Origin of the sequence: Luedemannella flava (assembly GCF_039528515.1) — a bacterium.
In the GTDB taxonomy this organism is placed as follows: Bacteria; Actinomycetota; Actinomycetes; order Mycobacteriales; family Micromonosporaceae; genus Luedemannella; species Luedemannella flava.
The window spans coordinates 92927-111009 of record NZ_BAAALT010000059.1 but is presented as its reverse complement, the minus strand read 5'-3'; the positions used below and the strand labels follow the sequence as shown (position 1 = coordinate 111009).

General features: G+C 67.1%; 17 protein-coding genes. 13 read left to right on the top strand and 4 right to left on the bottom strand.

Translation table 11 applies throughout. The features are described 5' to 3' along the window. The first annotated feature begins 1 nt into the window (after nt 1). From ABD211_RS12290 to cysS, 5 genes are read left to right on the top strand one after another with little or no spacing between them, the layout of a single operon-like run. Complete coding sequence (locus ABD211_RS12290) at nt 2-1072, top strand: hypothetical protein (protein WP_344129607.1); 1071 nt, start codon at nt 2-4, stop codon at nt 1070-1072. After that, nucleotides 1069-2457 (top strand): B12-binding domain-containing radical SAM protein, encoded by a 1389-nt coding sequence (locus ABD211_RS12285; protein ID WP_344129604.1) that lies wholly within the window; start codon nt 1069-1071, stop codon nt 2455-2457. Before ABD211_RS12290 ends, ABD211_RS12285 begins: the two co-directional genes overlap by 4 nt. A 43-nt stretch (nt 2458-2500) precedes the next feature. After that, nucleotides 2501-3238 (top strand): phytanoyl-CoA dioxygenase family protein, encoded by a 738-nt coding sequence (locus ABD211_RS12280; RefSeq protein ID WP_344129601.1) that lies wholly within the window; start codon nt 2501-2503, stop codon nt 3236-3238. 5 nt (nt 3239-3243) lie between these two features. Further along, nucleotides 3244-4038 (top strand): phytanoyl-CoA dioxygenase family protein, encoded by a 795-nt coding sequence (locus ABD211_RS12275; RefSeq protein WP_344129598.1) that lies wholly within the window; start codon nt 3244-3246, stop codon nt 4036-4038. A 45-nt stretch (nt 4039-4083) separates the two neighbouring features. Then, nucleotides 4084-5628 (top strand): cysteine--tRNA ligase, encoded by a 1545-nt coding sequence (gene cysS, locus ABD211_RS12270; RefSeq protein WP_344129595.1) that lies wholly within the window; start codon nt 4084-4086, stop codon nt 5626-5628. A 354-nt stretch (nt 5629-5982) separates the two neighbouring features. Here the strand turns inward: cysS and ABD211_RS12265 are convergent, their stop codons facing one another. Beyond that, nucleotides 5983-6942 carry a phosphotransferase gene (locus ABD211_RS12265; protein ID WP_344129592.1) on the bottom strand — a complete coding sequence of 320 codons (960 nt, stop codon included), beginning with the start codon at nt 6940-6942 and terminating at the stop codon, nt 5983-5985. Further along, nucleotides 6927-8330, bottom strand: coding sequence for an NsdA family TPR-like regulatory protein (locus tag ABD211_RS12260; protein ID WP_344129588.1), 1404 nt, complete (start codon nt 8328-8330; stop codon nt 6927-6929). Before ABD211_RS12260 ends, ABD211_RS12265 begins: the two co-directional genes overlap by 16 nt. Nucleotides 8331-8410: 80 nt before the next feature. Here ABD211_RS12260 and ABD211_RS12255 point away from each other — a divergent pair, with 80 nt between their 5' ends. The 8 genes from ABD211_RS12255 to ABD211_RS12220 all read left to right on the top strand — a co-directional run bounded on the left by ABD211_RS12255 (nt 8411) and on the right by ABD211_RS12220 (nt 16611). Then, nucleotides 8411-8893 carry a hypothetical protein gene (locus ABD211_RS12255; protein ID WP_344129586.1) on the top strand — a complete coding sequence of 161 codons (483 nt, stop codon included), beginning with the start codon at nt 8411-8413 and terminating at the stop codon, nt 8891-8893. Between the two features lie 333 nt (nt 8894-9226). Beyond that, on the top strand, nt 9227-9535 hold the full coding sequence (locus tag ABD211_RS12250; protein WP_344129583.1) for a hypothetical protein: 309 nt from the start codon (nt 9227-9229) through the stop codon (nt 9533-9535). A gap of 73 nt (nt 9536-9608) precedes the next feature. Continuing rightward, on the top strand, nt 9609-11066 hold the full coding sequence (locus ABD211_RS12245; protein ID WP_344129580.1) for an APC family permease: 1458 nt from the start codon (nt 9609-9611) through the stop codon (nt 11064-11066). Between the two features lie 6 nt (nt 11067-11072). Then, complete coding sequence (locus tag ABD211_RS12240) at nt 11073-11879, top strand: hypothetical protein (protein WP_344129577.1); 807 nt, start codon at nt 11073-11075, stop codon at nt 11877-11879. Beyond that, nucleotides 11869-13104, top strand: coding sequence for a histidine decarboxylase (locus tag ABD211_RS12235; RefSeq protein WP_344129574.1), 1236 nt, complete (start codon nt 11869-11871; stop codon nt 13102-13104). The genes ABD211_RS12240 and ABD211_RS12235 overlap by 11 nt, the downstream gene beginning before the upstream one ends. A 38-nt stretch (nt 13105-13142) precedes the next feature. Beyond that, a complete protein-coding gene (locus ABD211_RS12230) occupies nt 13143-13832 on the top strand; it encodes a hypothetical protein (RefSeq protein WP_344129571.1) in 690 nt (229 codons plus the stop codon). Nucleotides 13833-14266: 434 nt separating this feature from the next. Beyond that, nucleotides 14267-14983, top strand: a complete 717-nt coding sequence (locus ABD211_RS12225; protein WP_344129568.1) for a hypothetical protein — start codon at nt 14267-14269, stop codon at nt 14981-14983. Continuing rightward, nucleotides 14980-16611: a non-canonical purine NTP pyrophosphatase gene (locus ABD211_RS12220; RefSeq protein ID WP_344129565.1), complete on the top strand. Its 1632-nt coding sequence runs from the start codon at nt 14980-14982 to the stop codon at nt 16609-16611. Before ABD211_RS12225 ends, ABD211_RS12220 begins: the two co-directional genes overlap by 4 nt. 125 nt (nt 16612-16736) lie before the next feature. Here ABD211_RS12220 and ABD211_RS12215 read toward each other — a convergent pair whose 3' ends face one another. Together ABD211_RS12215 and ABD211_RS12210 are read right to left on the bottom strand one after the other, a co-directional pair. Beyond that, nucleotides 16737-17252, bottom strand: coding sequence for an HIT family protein (locus tag ABD211_RS12215; protein ID WP_344129562.1), 516 nt, complete (start codon nt 17250-17252; stop codon nt 16737-16739). Further along, complete coding sequence (locus tag ABD211_RS12210; RefSeq protein ID WP_344129559.1) at nt 17249-18055, bottom strand: class I SAM-dependent methyltransferase; 807 nt, start codon at nt 18053-18055, stop codon at nt 17249-17251. The genes ABD211_RS12215 and ABD211_RS12210 overlap by 4 nt, the downstream gene beginning before the upstream one ends. Between the last annotated feature and the right edge of the window lie 28 nt (nt 18056-18083).

Here is an 18083-nt window from a genome sequence, read left to right as displayed (position 1 = left end):
CATGCCGTTCGACCAGTTTGTGCAAACAGCCAACATCATCGCTGATGTGCGCCGCCGTGCGGAGCCGCTGCTGGCACGCCTCTGTGCGAAACCAGAGACCGTCGCCGTTGGTGTGCTCGGGGGAGCTGCCTTGAGCGGCCGCCGGGCATTCGTCGACGGCCACTCTGACATCGACCTGACTCTGCTCATCGACGTTCCAGTGCCTACACCGGTGCTCGAGTTGCCGTGGCCCAAGTTCGTCGACACGGTCCAGGGCCTACTGCCTACCTGGCTGCCCGGCTTCAAATTCCGCGACCCCACCGGCGACCTAGAGATCAACATCCACCAGCACATCTGGTCGTACGAGTCCCAGCCGCACGTCGTCTGGGACGACCGCAAGTGTGAGGCATACGCCGAGACGCTCGACGTTGTGTACGACCCTCAAGGGCACCTGCGTGCTCTGGTCGCGGCCAAAGTTGACAGCCGCCACGGGCGGGCACGCCGTGCCGCGGTCGAGTTGCTGACCTACGGCCGTAACCTGCTGCAGGACGGGGCCACAAAGTGCCTACTCCGCGGACGGACCGACGCGGCAGTGGACATCTTCGAGCACATCCTCAGCGACACCATCGACGTCACGTTCTTCCTCGTCGGAAGGTGGCCGCCACACCTCAAGTGGCGGATGGTCACGCTCGAAGCCCTTGCCGAGTGCGACGAGCTCTGCGCTGCCCTACTCGCACTCACATCAGACTGGCGCTGCCGACGCATTGCCATCGACACGGCGCGCGCGACCCTGCTCGGCCTGCTGGACGTCATCGAGCACCGCTGCCGCGAGGTCTATTCCACCTGGCCGGACGATGTCTATAGACATGCCATCGTCCACCACTTCGTCGACCGCCAACTGCTGCTCTCCACCCACGCCGACCAACAAACACGTACGGCGAGCTACGCACACTGCCTAAACGACGAGACATGGAACGCCGTCAACTGGCACCTCGGCGGACCCGAATCTCTTCGGAACCACACCGAACCAGATCGAAGCCGTGAACTCCCGCCACCCGCTGGCACGTCAACGATCGGAGTACGCACCACATGAAGATCATCCTCTTCGCCGCCGTGGATCCGATCGAGACGGGTGAGTCGAACGCACTCTGGCATCCGCTTTCGGTTCTCGCGATCGGAACCACCCTGGTTGACGCTGGCCACACACCCGTGATCATCGACTGTCAGACCGACCGGAACTGGCGCGAAACAGTACGACAGGAGGCGACCGATGCCGAGCTCATCGGCGTCTCGTCGATGACCGGGCCAAGCATCAACAACGCCATCGCCGCGATCGGGATCGCACGAGCCATCCAACCTGGCATCCCGGTGGCGTGGGGTGGCTACCACGCCACACTCGCCTACCGCGGCATCCTGCGAGAGCGGCTCGCGGATGTGGCCGTGTTCGGTCCCGGCGACCTCACCATCGTCAAGCTGGCGCAGGCGATCGAGGCGGCGGGCGGTCTTCCCGACCGTGACGTGCTGGAGACCTTGCCCAACGTTGCATTCCTGAACGGCCGCCGAGAGGTACGCGCCTCGGGCACCGTGGCCGACGGCGTCACGACCACGCCGTATGCGATCGTCGACATGAACGAGCTGCCGGCGATGAACTACGAGCTGGTCGACGTCGAGGCGTATTACAACGAGCACCGCCGAGCGATCTCGTACATCAGTAGCTACGGGTGCCCTTACGCGTGCACCTACTGCGCCGAACCCACCAACAGCATGCGAAAGTGGCGTCCGCTGGAGCCGCGCCGCGTCGTCGACGAAGTTTCCAGCCTCGCCTGGCGCCACCGCCCAGAGTTCATCAGCTTCCTCGACCCAAACTTCTCCAGCAACGCCAAGCGGGTCGTGGACATCGTGGAGAACCTCGAGCACAAGCCGCTGCCCGCCGACGTCGAACTCCTGGCGAACATGCGCGCCCACGACATCGTCCGGTTGACCAGGATCGTGGACCTCAGAAGACTGCGCGACGTCGGTTTCCGGCGCATCTTCATCGGAGCCGAATCCGGTTCAGATCGAATGCTGACGGCCATGAAGAAGGGCTGTACCCGGCAGGACGCCATCGATGCGTGCCGGGCACTCGACGAAGCCGGAATCTTCTCGCTCACCAGCTGGATGCACGACCTGCCGGGTGAGACCGAGGAGGACAGCCAGCAGACGCTTAGCCTGTCACGCCTGCTCAGCCAGCTGCCCACCAACCGGCAGATGCACCACTTCTATACCCCGTTCCCCTCCACGGAGATGTACGAGGCGTTCTTCGGAACCGCCTACGACGAGGACACGAAACAGACCGACTGGGCCACGAGCGACACGTACGCCGGCACCGGGCTGTGGAGCGGACGCCGCGAGTTCCGGCTAGCAGTCCTGGAGGGCCTCGAAGACATCCGGCAGGATGCGCCGTTCACCTTCGAGCGCAAGCAGCTACCGACGCTGTGAGCTGGGCGGGAGCCATTCGATGATCAGAGAAATAGGTCATGCGTTGGAGGCGGACGGGTTCTGGATCACTCCTCACCAGGTCTTTTCCGGTGTCGACCTGGCCCGACTGAGCCAGTTGATCCTCGAGGAGATCTCCGCGCGTGGTACGTCGTTCGCCGACGAGATCGACAAGCCGCATCTGGCTGACGAGAGACTGCTGGAATTCCTGCTTGATCCGAAGGTCCTCGATCTCGTTGCGGCCGTTTGTGGACCTGACGTAGTGCTTGGCTCCAGCCACCTGTTCGCCAAGCGCCCAATCGTCGGCAAGGCGACGCCCTGGCACAACGACACTGCCTACTTGCACCGTTTTCTCGACGCACCCGAGCGAACTGTCGCTGTATGGATCTCCGTGGACGGATCGTGGCCCGACAACGGCTGCCTCCGGATCATTCCGGGCAGCCATCGCCTGCCAGCAGCGGGCGCCCACGTGGCCGTAGAGGACCCCGATCGGTTCGTGCTGAGCCGCTACCTGCCCGACATCAACGACGCCATGGCCGTCGACGTCGTCCTTCCTCCGGGTCACGTGTCGCTACACCATCCCAGCGTCCTACACAGTGCGCGTCCGAACCGCTCCAACCGACCAAGGACCGGCTTAGTGGGCAGGTTCCTGCCTGCCGACGTCAAGGTCTTCGAGCCACTACCCGAAGGCCACCGGCTATGGCTGGCCCGCGGACGCAGTCACGGACAGAACGACTATCAGACGCGGCCACCCACCGACCGCGAACAACGGGCGCAAGGATAACGATCATGTCCGATTGGCTCACCGCCACGCAGAATTTTGATGATCACGGATATGTGATCATCAAAGGTGCGTTGGCTCGGTCCGAGGCCATCGCGCTTAGCGAACTTGCCGAGGAGCGTTGGCGCCGGCGTCCCAACGCTAGCGAGCACTACCTGCACGAGTTCGACTTCGTCAACGTCGAGCCCAGGTTCAGGTCGCTCGTAGCCGTCCGGTCAGTGCTGGGGGTCGTCACCCAGATGCTTGGTCACAACGTCCACGTGTATCACTGTCATCTGACGGTTACCCAGGGGCATGCAGCGGCGACCGGCGAGCGGCCGGTGCCGGACTATGAATGGCACCAAGACGGCGGCACTCTCATCGGCGACCTCGGTGGCGCGGGCGCCCCGCGGGTGTCGATCAAGGCAGGGTTTCTTCTCAGCGATGTTCCCAGCCCCCAACACGGGCCGACTGTGATGCTGCCGCGCGGTCACTGCGGACCGTTGCCGCCGGCTGGGCATGAACACACATGGGCGGGTGCTGTCCCGATCACCGGCCACGCTGGGGACTGCGTGGTGTTCGACAACCGAACATGGCACTCCCGAAGCCCGAACCTGACCGACCAGCCGCGTGTGCTGGCTTCCGTCGCGTACGCGCCGCGCTGGATCCGTTCACGCGACCGCCTCGCGCCCCCTGACCTAGCCGATGTAGACCCCACGTCGGCCATGGCGCAGCTACTGGGACACGCCGAAAGCGCTCGCGGTTGTCATGTCGACAAGGCTGACGACGGCCTACCGCTGCTACGTTTTATGAATCAGAACTGACGAACGCGAGAGAAGTTCACCAACGGCTTTGCGGTGCAGCCCTAGGTGAAACTGTCGCGATCGCAGCGTCATTCGGTGAATCGCGCAGGTCTTGATCGGGAGGAACAGGTGACCTCAGGGCACCCACTGAAGCTGTATAACTCGCTCGGCCGGCGAATCGAGGACTTCATGCCTCGAGCCGAAACCGTGGGCTTGTACAGCTGTGGACCCACCGTCTACGGGTACCCCCACATCGGCAATATGCGAGCATACGTATTCGCGGACACCCTGCGCCGTGCGCTGCGATGGAAGCGGTATCCCGTAAAGCACGTCATCAACATCACTGACGTGGGGCACGCCGTTGCGGAAACCAACCTTGGAGAAGACAAGCTGGAGGCCGCGGCGGAGCGAGAACGACGCTCGGTCGAAGAAATCGCGCAACACTACACACAGGCATTTTTCGATGACCTCACCGCGCTCAATATCCTGCCCGCTGACGAGTATCCCCGAGCCACAGCCCACGTCGACGCGATGATCGAATTCGCTGCCGAACTTGAGAGCACAGGTTTCGCCTACCGGATTCCGACAGGACTGTACTTCGACACGTCCCGATCATCCGGGTACGGCGAGCTTGGGCTCATCGACGTAGCAGGCCAACTCGAGGGGGCCCGGGTCGAACAAATCGCCGGACGGCGGAATAAGACTGACTTTGCCCTGTGGAGGGCCGAGGCGTCCGACCAGCGCCGCGCGATGCGATGGCAATCCCCATGGGGGTGGGGTGCGCCCGGCTGGCATCTGGAGTGCTCCGTCATGAGCATGCACTTCCTGGGAAGCCACTTTGACCTGCACACCGGCGGCGTGGATCACAGAGAGCTGCACCACGTCAATGAGATCGCTCAATCTGAGGCATTCCTCAGCGACGGCGAGCGGTGGGTGCGCTACTGGCTGCACAACGAGTTCCTGCAGTTCAACGCCGGGAAGATGTCAAAGTCGGAAGGCGGAACCGTCCGGGTTTCCGACCTGGCGGACAAGGGTTACCACCCGATGGCATACCGGCTGTTCCTGCTCGGCGGCCACTACCGTATGCCGCTGGACTTCACGACGGACGCACTGGAGCAAACCAGGGCAACCATGCGCAGGCTCGTGGCGCGCATCGAAGCTTTACGCCCACTGCCGCAGGTCGTCGACCAGGCGATGGCGGGTGACGCGGCGGGTGACGACAAACGGGCCGCCGAGATCCTCGACCAAGTGGATGCCGCTATCAGCGCGGATCTCAACACCCCGCAGGTACTCGCCCTCCTGCAGGAGGCACTCAAGGACCAGGACCTTACCGAGCCAGGACGCAAGGTAGTGGTGAGTGCTGTCGAGGCCCTACTTGGACTACAGCTGGGCACCGCGTCCCAAGCGGACTTCGAGCAACGCCGCAGTCGCGACGACTTCAGCGCCGCCGATATCGGTGAAATTGAACAGCTAGTCGCTGCCCGAGCATCAGCTCGCGCCGAGCGAGACTGGGCCAGGGCTGACGTCATCCGGCAAGAGCTAGCGCAACGAGGCATTGAGCTGACTGACACTCCTACCGGGACAACGTGGGCACCGCAGCTGGACGGGTGAGGCCCCGTGGTCGCCCGACGCTATGCCGCCTGGGTAGACCCCTGGGAGGGGTCAGTGGTGCGAAGCTGCTGCGGGATTGTGAATGCCAGGCCCATCGAGCCACGATCGATGCGAAGTCCAAGGGCCACGCGCACGAGCACGTCGTAGGAGGTGATGTGCTGCCTGTTGAGTGCTGCTTGATCGCCATTGGAGTGAGGAGCGCGGCGGCGAGCCCGAGGACGACCAGGACGGGCTGCAGGTCGCGCAATGTCACCTTGATGAGCGGGTAGACAGCGCCCCAGAAGGCGGCGAGCAGGAGTAGCTCTCACCCATGATCGACGATTCATGTGGCAGGGCTACACGGCGCGTACTGGATTACTGGTATCGATGCCACGTGGCCGTGTGGCTGCCGGTGAGGATGGTGCGCATCCGGTGGGCGAGTTCGTCGGCGACGGCTGGTCGGCCGGCGAGGGAGGCGATGACGCTGGTAACGAGTTGGAGTTCTCGGGTTTGGCGGAGGATGTCCCAGCCGGGCAGCGTGGTGACGTCGACGCCGTACGTGGTGGCGAAACTGGTGTAGTCGGCGCGGCTGCGGGCGAAGCGGTGCGCGCCGTGGGCGGCGGGGACGAGGTCCCACTCGCGTGGTCCGATGGCGACGGAGTCGAGGTCGCCTAGCACGGTGTGTCCATCGGATGTGGCGAGCAAGTTGCCGGTATGGGCATCGCCGTGGATCACACCGACGGGCAGGGCCCATTCCGTTGCGAGCAGGGCTGACTCAAGGTCGTCGCACCATCGGCCGAGATGGTCGACGATGTGTGCGAGTGAGCGGCCCACCTGCTGCGCCCAGGAATGCATGAAGCGCTGCTCGCTGTCGGCAAGGAGGCTGAGGTCAGCCAACCGGCGCCGGGACTTGCCGACCGGATCCCAGGTGGGGACCGTGGTGGGCGCTTGTTTGATGGCGTGGATGGCGCGAAGTGGTCCTGTGAGGTCTACCGGCGCCCACCGTCGATCCGCGTCGTCGATTACGGCCTGCCAGATGGAAGCCGACCATTCGCCAGCGTGGACGGGGTTGGGCAAGCCGGCAGCGAGGCGGATCGTAGGCGCGTCCAACTCGGCGAACGCCACCCCGACACGAACGACACGGTCAACGCGTTCTGCCGCGGTGGGTCCGGTGGCCAACCGGAGCACGACGTCGGCGTGGTGGAGGTGGAAGACCGCGTTCATCGTGTATTTGATTAAGACGGCGTCGTCAGGATCGAGGCTCACCTGTCGGCACACTGCGCTGAGGCCGGCGCGAAGACGGGACTGTTCGTCGAGGCTCAGACGGGTCGCCACCGGCTGAGGCTATCCGGTGCGGTGGTGACGGTGTCGATGCGGTGGATGACCTCGGCGATGCCGCGGTGGGCGGCCCGTGGCCGAGCGAGCGTGGCCAGATTGTGCAGCCGATCAACGGCCCGTATGGAGTCAATCTCGACGGTCATGTCAATGGCCGTGTGGGCATGCTGTTCTGCTTGATCGAGGTCGCTGTCGAGGAGATGGGCGGTGGCGAGGGATATGGCGTCGAAGGTGTGGCTGCGTGCCTCGCCGGCGCCGCGGTTGTGGAAGGCGAGAGTGGCACGCTCGATGGCCATAGACGCGAACGCGGCGCGGTGCTGCGAATGTGTGGCCAGGGTGCTGTAGACGACGGCGGCGATGCCGTTGATGTCAGCGGGGGCGAGGAAGAACCGGGCCCAAGACGGGACGGTGGCGGCATCGACGCGGGCGAGTTCACCTTCAGCCCGTGCGAGGGCGTCGCAGACCAGCGCGTCCTGGCCGAGTGCGGCGTAGGCCCAGGCTTCGTTGGCGTGCAGGACGGCGACGGAGACCAGACAGCCGCTGTCTTGGGCGACGATCTGCCCGAGTTGCCACAACCGGAGCGCCTCTTGAGCGCGGTGTTGGTGGATGCTGATGCGGCCGAGTCGGTAGAAGGCGCCCGCGATGAGGGGCAGGTCGTCGATCTGGCGGGCGAGCGCGATGCTGCCGGTGAGGTAGCGGCGAGCGTCGCCGTGGTCGCCGAGGTCGTGGCAGGCCCATCCGACGACTTGGTACATGTCGGACAGCGCCGCCTTGAGATCGCGCTCAGTCTCCGGCTTGGCGAATCGGCTGTGCAGCATGCCGTGGGCCCAGTGCAAGTAGGCGAGCGAGGAGTCGCGGCATGATCCGCCGCCACGTTCGGCGTCGAAGCGGCGATGCCGGTCACTGATCTCGCGCAGGACCGCGACGTGCCGGTCCGTGACGACGGCAGGTACACCGTCGGTGGGCATGGGTGGCGTTGGTAGGAGCCGATTGGCGTTAGCTGGTGGTGAGCCAACCGCGTAGGAGGCGAGCGCGCCGAGGAAGTCACCGTAGTCACCGGGGTCGGAATGCGTGGTGGCGGTGCGCGCGACTCGGTGGGCCGTCTGCGAGTACGCCAGGCCCACAAGGCCGCGGTCGATGCCCAGACCGTCGGTGATGCGTTCGAGGACGTCGTAGGACGTTACCTGCTGCCCGCCCTGGGTGATCGCGCGTACCCGGGTTTCAGACATGCTGGTCGCTGCGGCGATGGCGGCGCGGCTGAAGCCCCGTGACTTGAGGAAGCGGAACAGGCCGGCGATGTCGCGGTGGGACAGGACTTCGGCGATCGGACGGCCGTCGTGCGTCGCGGACGTCCACCATGCGGGGTCTGGTTGTGGCCTACGCACCACGGCTGGCCTCCTTCCGTCGCCGTCGGATGACGCAGCGTAGCGAGACTGCGTGGTGCTGATCCACGCCATCGTGGGGGGCCATGATGGACCGTCCGGCTGGGCTGGTGCGTCCTTCCTTCGACACGAATGCTGGCCACAACACGGCCGCCACGTGGCGTCGGCGAGCTGCGATGGTGACGGCGCCTTCCAACGCCGCTGTAGTTGATGGCGGCGTTCAAGTCGTGGTGCTGGAGGAGACCCGGGTGAAGTCCGAGCATCGCAGGAGCGCGGGCGTCGCGGCAGTGCCGGCGGCGTGGTGGCGCACGGAACTCATCGAGGGCCAACCGGCCCGCGACGTGGTGGCGGCTCGCGACATCGGTGCCATGCTGCGATTTCTGCGCGCGAACGGGGCCACCGTTCTTGGTCTGAGCATCGCAACTGGGCTGTCGGAGACCCGGGTGCGGGCGATCCTCAGCGGGGCACAACGCGTCACGTCCTACGAGGTGCTCGAGCGTATTGCCACTGGGCTAGGAATACCGCGTGGAGTCATGGGCCTGGCATACATCGACGACGACCAAGCCTAGATCAACATTCGTGGACCGCAGCCGCCCTCGTCGAGGCGGTACGGCCCAGTCGTGGTGCCTCATTCGCACAGGGTGGGGGTGCGGCATGGACCCCCTCGTCGGGCTGACGTTGCACCCCAGCCACCCGGCATCGTCATTGCTGCGGTCGCCGGACCGGTGCGGGAGTCCCCGCCCCCATGCCACCGAGTCCGGATTTACGGCCGTGGGCGTTGCCACGCCCGAGCGGAGAGGGCGCCTCGCTCCGGGGAGGACGCGGGGCGCCCGACCGCTTACCGGGTTGCGCTGATGTGGTCGGCCAACCAGTTGACGATTTCTTGTCGGAGGGAGTGGGTCATGGGGGTGCCGCGGTGGCTGCGGTGGGCGCAGCCGTGGGAGATGGGGGTGGCAGTGCGTCGGGACTGGCCCGACGGGAGTCATGACCTGTTCGGCTGGCGTAGGACCGGCTCTGACCTAGGTGCGGCGATGCGGGCCGACCTGGTGTATTGGTTACGGGCGCCGGCCCGGCCGGTGTACTGCGTGGTCACGGTCAGCATGCGTGACTTCCTGTTGCACGGTCGCCGCGACGTCTGCCGTGCGTCGGACTGCCCCACTGCTCCGGCCCGGTCGGCCGGCGCGGTCGCGGACGGGGTGGTGGCGCGGTGAACTCCTTCGCACCCATGCGTGGCGAGCACCTGAGGGCGAATCTTGCGGCGTCCGCTGGCCAGGAGGTTGTGCCGTGCGGTCGGTGACGTTGGCCCGCCGCAAGCTCGGCGCGGGCTCGTTGTGGATCTTCGGGGTGTCGGCGTCGTCGCCGCTGACCGTGCTGGTCGGTGGTGTGATCGCCACCTACGCGACGACGGGCGTGGTCGGTGTACCAGCATCGTTTGTGCTGATCACGGTCGCGTTGGTGCTGCTGGCGGTGGGGTATCTGGCGATGTCTCGGCACGTGACACACGCGGCGCCGTTCTACGCCATGTTGGCCCAGGGCCTGGGCGGCACGGCTGCCGCGGCGGGGGCAGTGGTGGCGCTGGTGGGGTACCACTGCATCCAGATTTCGCTGTACGGGCTGGTCGGTGTCACCCTGGTCGGACTGCTCGGCGGGGTGTGGTGGGTGTGGGCCGCGCTGGTCTGGCTGATCGTGGCGATCCTCGGCGTGACCAGGGTCAGCGCGAACGCCCGCATCGTCGGCACCCTGCTCGCGGTGGAGATCGGGGTGATCGCCCTGTTCGACATCGCGGCGCTGACCCATCCGGCCGGCGGGACCTTGAGTTGGGCGCCGTTCGAGCCGTCGACCCTGTTCGTCAACGGAGCCGGTGGCGCGTTCGCCCTCGGGATGGCCGCGTTCGTCGGCGCCGAAACTGGCCCCGTGTACGGGGAGGAAGCCCGCTCACCGTCGGCGGTGCGCCAGGCGACGCTGCTGGCGGTGACATTCCTCGGAGCGTTCTACGCGGTGTCGTCGTGGGCGGTCGCGGTGGCGGTCGGCCCCGATCATGTGGTGGACGCCGCCCGCGACCCGCAACTGGGGTTGCCGTTCTCGGTGCTGGGCAGCGCGTACGGGCCGTCGGTGGTGACGGTGGCCACGCTGCTGCTGGTCACCAGTGTGGTGGCGGCGATGGCCGCGTTCCACCACGCCTGCGCCCGCTACCTGTTCGGCATCGCCCGCGAAGGTGTCCTGCCGGCCCGCTTGGCCCAGTTGACCGAAGGCACCGCCGGCGGTACCCCCGTCGCCGGGTCGGTGGTCCAGTCGACGATCGCGGCCGTCATGGTCGCCATGTTCGTTGTGGCCGGCGCGGACCCGATGACGGGTTTGTTCACGTGGCTGTCCACGATCGGCGCACTGGCGATCCTTGGGTTGCTGGTGGCCACGTCGGTGGCGGTGTACCGGTTCTTCCGCGCCGGCCGGGGTGGCACCGAGTCGTGGTTCGTGCGGGTGGCCGCCCCGACTCTGGGCGGCATCTGCGGCGGGTTCGTCCTAATGTTCATGATCAGCAACCTGGCGTCGTTGCTGTTGTTGCCGCCCGACTCGCCACGCCGGTGGTTGGCGCCCGGCCTGGTCGCGGCCGCTGCGGTCGCGGGCGCGGTGTGGGCCGGTTGGCTGCGCCGCTTCCGACCGCGGGTATACGCCGGTCTGGGCGCGGGCACACCGGAACCGATCGGTGTGCTCGACCAGCGGCTCGCCGCGCTGGACGTGTGAGGCGTCATGTCCTCGACCACCATGGGTCCCTCCCGCGAGCCCCACTCGCCCCAGGATCCCACCCGGCCGGGCCTGCAGGGCGACGTACCGCCGGATCAGCTGACGGCCATTGATGTGCGTAACCAGGTGGTGGAGCGGATGCGGTGGATGAACCTGCGCCATGCGCACCATGCCTGGGAGCAGCGCTACCGTGACCCCCTCGCCCCGTACGGGCTGGCGTTGCTGTTCGTGCAACCCGATCCGATCCGGCGGGGTCGCCTGTTGGTGAAGGCGGCCACGAAGCTGTGGTTGCACGGCCCGGAGACTGAGCACCTGCCCCGCCTGCTGTTCGGGTTGAACAACCTGGTCGTGGACAGGATGCGCGAGGGTGTGTTTGACCTGCGTACCGAGCTGACCAATCGTGTCGACAACGGCATGGACGACGATGCCTACTACGTCGGCATCGGCCTGTCCAGCCTGGACACCCACACCGGCGTCTGGGAGCAGGCCCAACGGCGGGTCGAAGACGTCGCGGAGGTTCCCGGGACGGTGGCGATGGTGCTCACTGACCAGACCACGATCGTGTGCTCACGGCGCGGGATGAGCGAGTACAACGCCTTCCAGATCCATTCGACCCACAGCCTCGGTGCCAGCTACGGGTACGGGTTCAACCCGTGGTCGTGGAGTCAACCTGACCAGCTGCGCCACGATCCCGCCCACGCGGAGATCCTGCGTTGGCTCGACGTCCTCAACGACACGCTGTGGCAGGCCGACAACGCCCGCATCGTGGCCGCCCGCCGCCGTACCCGGGGGCGAGGCGAGCGTGGCCACTAACCTCGCCACCACGGCACCGGCGGACCTCAACACGCCGGTGGACCTGTCCGGCCCGGTCGAGCAGGTCCTGACCGACCTGCACACCACGCTGAAGCGCTCGCGCCGGTTCGACATCGGGTTTCCCGGCGCGGTCGACCTGACCTTTCCCGCCCTGGCCGGCCTGTTTACCACCCAGCTGCTCAACAACGTGGGCGACCCGTTCGACCTGGGCCACGGCCGCAACCACACCAAACAGGTCGAGCAGCAGGTCATCAACACCATCGCCGACCTCCTCCGTGCCCCGGCTAGCCGATGGGGTTACGTGACGACCGGGTCCACGGAGGGCAACCTGCACGCGCTGGACGCCGCGTGGCAGACCTACCCCGACGTTGTGGTCTACACGTCCACCGCCGCCCATTACAGCGTCGCCAAGGCCGCCCGCATGCTCAAACTCCCTTTGATCATGGTGCGGGCCGATGACACCGGGCAGATGGACTACGACGACCTCGCCGGCCAACTTAGCCTTCGCCGCGACCGCGCCGCGATCATCGTGGCCACCGCCGGCACCGTGATGACCGAGGCCGTCGACAACGTGACCCGTATCGTCGAGATCTGCCACACGATGGCGATCACCCGCCGGTTGGTCCACGTTGACGCTGCGCTGTCCGGCATCCCCCTCGCGTTGCTGCCTGACGCAGAGCGCCCAGCGTTCGACTTCACCGCTGGCGCGACATCCATAGTGATCAGCGGGCACAAGTTCCTGTCCACGCTGATGCCGTGCGGGGTGCTCGTCTACGCCCAACCACCGCACACCCCGCTGCACGCCCGGGTTGCCTACACCGGCAGCGTGGACAGCACTATCAGCGGATCCCGCTCCGGGCACACTCCGCTGATCCTCTGGCACGTCCTGCAGACCCTGGGCACCGAAGGGCTTCGCGCCCGCGCGCAGGCATCCCGTGACCTGGCCGCCTACACCCACGCCCAACTCGGCCAGGTCGGCTGGGAGGCCACCCGCAACCCGTACGCGTTCACCGTGGTCCTGCGCACCCCACCCGCAGCGGTGCGCGACAAGTGGGTCCTCGCCGACGACGGGCAGTACTCGCACATCGTCTGCGCTCCCGGCATCACCCAGGTTCAGATTGACGACTTTCTCACTGACCTACAGGCCGCCCGTGAACACCGAGCGGCATCCCCCACGGCCGTGCCAGAGCCGACACGGCGACGATTCCTCCGGAGCCCTCGATGACATCGACAACCAAAGCACCCATATTCCGCCTGCTCTGGATGATCCCCGCCAGCTTGATCATGCTGGCGTTCCTGCCCTACCTCGCCGGCGACCACCACACGGCCCGGCTGCTGCTCATGGCGTTGAGCAGCCTTCTGGCGGCGGCCAGCAGCGTGCCGTATCTCCGTAGCATCCATGCTGGGATCACCCAACCCCGGTTGGTGACGTGGGCAACCTGGTCGGTCCTGACCGGCATGGCCGCGTTCGCGTCCGCCTCCACGGGCGACTGGCCCGCTGCCGTCTTCGCCGGGATCGGCACCGTAGCGACCACCACGATCGTGGTGGTCGGCTGGCGACGCGGCCACCGCGGCGTCGGCAAGCTCGACATCACCTGCGCCAGCATGGTCATCGCCGGTCTGGCCCTGTGGCAGGCGTCAGACCAGCCGGCCGTGGCGGTGATCGTGGCCTGTTCGGTAGACCTGATCGGCCTTGTACCGACCCTCGCCAACGTCTGGGCCCATCCCGGCGAAGAGAACCCGAGCACGTGGACGCTCATCGCCGCGGGCGGGTTGTGCGCCGCGTTGGCCGCTTGGGGCGACTGGACCATCACCGCGCTGGCATACCCGGTCTACGTCGCGGTGTCGACGGCCACGGTCGCCGTCCTGGCCCGCCGTTGGCCGCCCCGCGCAGGCGTATCTGATCGGGAGGTGGCCCATGTCCATGACACAATCAGCTGGCCCGCGAACTGACCCGGCGACGGTGGCGGCCGGTGGTGCCGCAGCGGTCGGCGCGGATCGTGTCGCTGCCCGAGCATGGCATCGTTGCGCGCCTCCAGCGGCGGGCGGGCGTGATCTGGCGAGGCTGGATCGTAGCCTTCCGTAACGCCGCGACCGTATGTACGGAAGCCGCCGCTTGACCAATCTGGGCAACGTGGCCGCTGCTGCCACCGCGGACCGCCGCGATTGATCGGCACGACGCGATGTGAGCGCATGCGTGTCGCTCGACCCGGGTGAGAGACGAAAACTGGGCGACTGCGCCACGTGGTGCGTGATGAACTGGTGGGCCGTCCGTCAACCACCTCTGCGCCGGGCTGGTGTTCCGGTCGACGCTGTTCCGGCGTGACGTCCCGCGGCCGTCGACGTTGCACCCACGATTAAGACCCGAGATGTGGACGGAGCTTGTGATGATCAGTCCCGACGACCTCGCCCAGCGTCTCGAGCGTCTCACGGTCGAGCGTGGCGAGGTCCTCGATGAGGTCACCCTCGCCGCACAGCAGGCCGGAGCTTCGGCGGTACTGCTTATCGGTTCCCTTGGTCGAGGTGGCGGTGACGCATTCTCGGACTTGGACCTGATCTGCGTCCCCGCCCCGCATTTCACGGGCGTCGACCTTGGCGCGCTGTTTGGCCAGCGGGTCGTCGGTGAGGTTGTCGCACCCCGTAACGCACCCGTCGGCGGCGCCTATGAGGGGCTGTGCCTGGGCATCGCCGGGGCGGTCTGTTGGCTGGACTGGTACACCTGGCCGCAGGCCACCGCCGCCATCCCCGCCGACGCCCGGGCGCTGTTCGACACCGTCGGACTGCCGCGCAGCGACCTGACCTTCATCCCGTTGATCAACCGGCACAGCGACCCGGCCGCCCCAGCACATCCGCCAGGTCCGGCCACAACGCTGCTGCGCGTCGCCGTGGCCGCGAAGTACCTGGCCCGCGGCGACCGTTTACGCCTCACCAGCAAGCTGCCCGACACCGCCGAGCGTCCCCTCAACCGGGTCCACGAACTGCTGCACGCCCAGCTCGCGGCCATCGACGCTCCGGAACTCGTTGCGGCGGTGACGGGCACGGCCGCGCTGGTTGACCTCGCTGCGGCCCAGTACGCCTCCATGACCGAGGGGACCCGACCGTGAACACCGGCGGCCCCGCCGCGGGTCTCGCGTACGGCACGGTGAAAGTCGTTGCCCACGATGCGGGCTGGGCACACATTGCCGCCGACCATATTGCCCGCATCCGCGCCGCGCTCAGCGCGTGGGCGCTGGCTGTCGAACATGTCGGGTCCACGGCCGTGGTTGGCCTACCCGCCAAGCCGATCGTCGACCTCGCTGTGTTGCTGGCCGTGCACGCCGACCCGGAGCAGATCATCGACAGACTGGGCGCGTGCGGGTATGTGTTCCGTGGGGATAAGGGTGATCAGGGCGGGATGTTGTTCGTCGCCGAGACCGCGCCACGGGTACGGGTTGCCCACGTGCACGTGCTGCCCGACGGTGACCCGCAAGGGGCCTACTACCTGGCCGTCCGCGATCGGCTACGCGACCAGCCACACCTGGCCGAAGCGTACGCTGCCCTCAAGATTCGCCTGGCTGCGGAGCATGGTGATGACCGGGCCAGCTACACGGCCGCGAAGGACAGGTTCCTCGCCGAACTGCTCACCGATCTACCCACCGCGACGGTGGAGGAGCCGGTGGTGCAGCGAGTGCGCACCTTGGCGGTGACGCCGTCGAACCGGCTGTTGCTGATCAGACGGACCAAACCCGGTCAGGACGTGTACTGGGTCGTTCCGGGTGGCGGGATCGAACCGCACGATGGCAGCCTCGAAGACGCCGCGCACCGCGAGAACCACGAAGAGTTGGGCGGGCGTGTCGACCTGCACCGACTCGTCCACATCGGGGTCGTGCACGGCCAAGCGCATGCGATCTTCCTCGGCCGCGTCGACGCCTGGGATCCCGATGCTCGGACCGGACCGGAGCTCATCGAGCCAGGTAACGGCGACTACGACCTGGAAGAAGTGCCCCTCGACCCCGACCTGCTCGGAATCGGCCGGATCTGGCCGGTGCCGACGATGCGATGGATCGCCGACAAGCTGCGCGAGGGCCGGGACCTGTTCACTCTCCCCGACCTGCGCGAGACCCGTGTGGTGCGGTGGCGGTCGCGGCGGACCCCGCAACCCTGGACCGGGCCGCTCGCGATGGCCACCAGCAGCACCGCGAAGTTCGCGATCGCCGCCGACCACGTCGCCGGCCACGACATCCGTCTCGAACGGGTGAGCCTGGATCTGGTCGAGATCCAGGACGTCGACGTGGCCGCCGTCGCCCGGCACAAGGCCCAACAGGCCTTCGAACGGCTGGGGCGGCCGCTGATCGTGGAAGACTCCGCGTTCGGCCTGGATGAACTCAGCGGCTACCCGGGTGCTCTGGTTAAACACCTCATCGATGCCGCTGGCGCGCGGGGCATGGCGCACCTGGCCGACCTCACCGACAACCGGTCGTGTACGTCCACCGCCGCGCTCGTCTACGCCGACGATGCGGGGCTGGTCACCTTCACCCACCAGCGCACCGGCACCGTCGCCACCGCACCGGCGGGCCACAGCGGCAGGCTGCCCCTGTGGACCGTGTACATCCCGCCGGGCGCCGCGCAGCCGTTGGCGGCGATGCCCGACCACGACCGCGAGACCTGGCAGCTGCAGTGGCACCACCAGTCGGTCTTCGCCCAGTTCGCCCGCTGGTACACCCGACACTCGGCCTCATCCGGTGACCTGTGAGGTCAGCACGGTCCGCCAACCGCGGCGGGCCCGACTACCACCAGGGCGCGACCATCAAAAGTCGGCACCGGCTCCCGTGGTCAGGCAGCACCACCATCCGCACCCGGCCCGCCAAGCTCGACGGCCTAACCACCGTCACGGCCAGGCCCGTCGCCGCTCGCTACGGCGGGTTGGTGAGACGCCCGCCGCAGTTGGTCACGCAACAGGTCCGCGAATCTGGTCCGTTCCTCTCGGGTGGGGTGGGTGGACGACTGAAGGGACCGGTACAGGTCGTCGCCGTCGAATCGCGGCGAGACATGGACGTGGTAGTGCCACACACTCTGGTCGCCGGCGGGCTCGTTGTGCTGGCGGGTGGAGATACCCGCACAGCCGTAGCTGCGGCGTATTGCAACCGCGACCTGCTGGACAAGGTCGTGCACCCCGTGCCCCACGACCGTGGGCAATGTGTAGAGGTTCTCGACGTGGACCGCGCTGACCACCAGCACCGATCCCGGATTGTGTGGCTTCCACGACGGGGCGATGAACGCGACCGCCACGTCCGTGCGGGCCACGACATCGTCCGGGCCGCTGATGTCGGTGGCCCCGCCGGCGATCAGGACGCAGAACGGGCACCGGTAGCCGGCCGGCTCATGCGAGATCATCCGACTGCTCGTCCCCTCATCAGGTCATCGCCCGGGTCGGGAGGCCGTACGGGTGCCGTCGCGGTCGCGAGCAGATGGATCGACGTCGCGGCGAGCGCGACTTCGGCCCGTTCGGCCAGTCGCAGCGCATGAGGATTGAGCTGGGGATGAACCCTGGCCCACGCCCCGATCGGGCCTTCCACGCCGAGCACCTGAGCGTCGCGCAGCCCGGCGGCCGTCAACTCGGTGGCGAGCTCGTTGACATCGTGCAGGTAGACCACCTGGTCCCACGCATCGCCGTCCTCCACGTGGCCGGCCCTCATGCTGGTCAGGGTGTGCTCATGCCACATGGGGTCGCCCAGTTGCCCGGCGGCGGCCCGCACGAATACACGCGCCCACCGCGACAGCGCCGTCGCGACCAGAACCCCACCAGGTCGCAGCACACGCACGGCCTCCGCCAGAGCCGAGGCCCGGTCGGCACGCTCGGGAAGGTGATACAGCGGTCCCAGCAGCAACACCGCGTCCGCTGTGCCCGTCTTTGCGGGAAGGTCACGCGCGTCCGCGACGTGCGCGGTGATCCCACGGGCTGCTGCCTGTTCGACGTGGCGCGGGACGAGGTCGTAGATGGTCACCGTGTAGCCGCGGCCCGTCAGGTGTTCGGCGTAGCGTCCCGGCCCGCCGCCCACATCGAGCACCACTGCCGGTGGCGGTGGCAGCCAGCGGGCGAGCAGATCGCACGTGCGCGCCCATTCCACCTGGTCGCGATCGCGAACCAACCGGCCATCCTCGTCACCATCGGTGTAGATATCGATCACATTGGTCATGGTGAGGAGAATCGGCACTCGACCATCG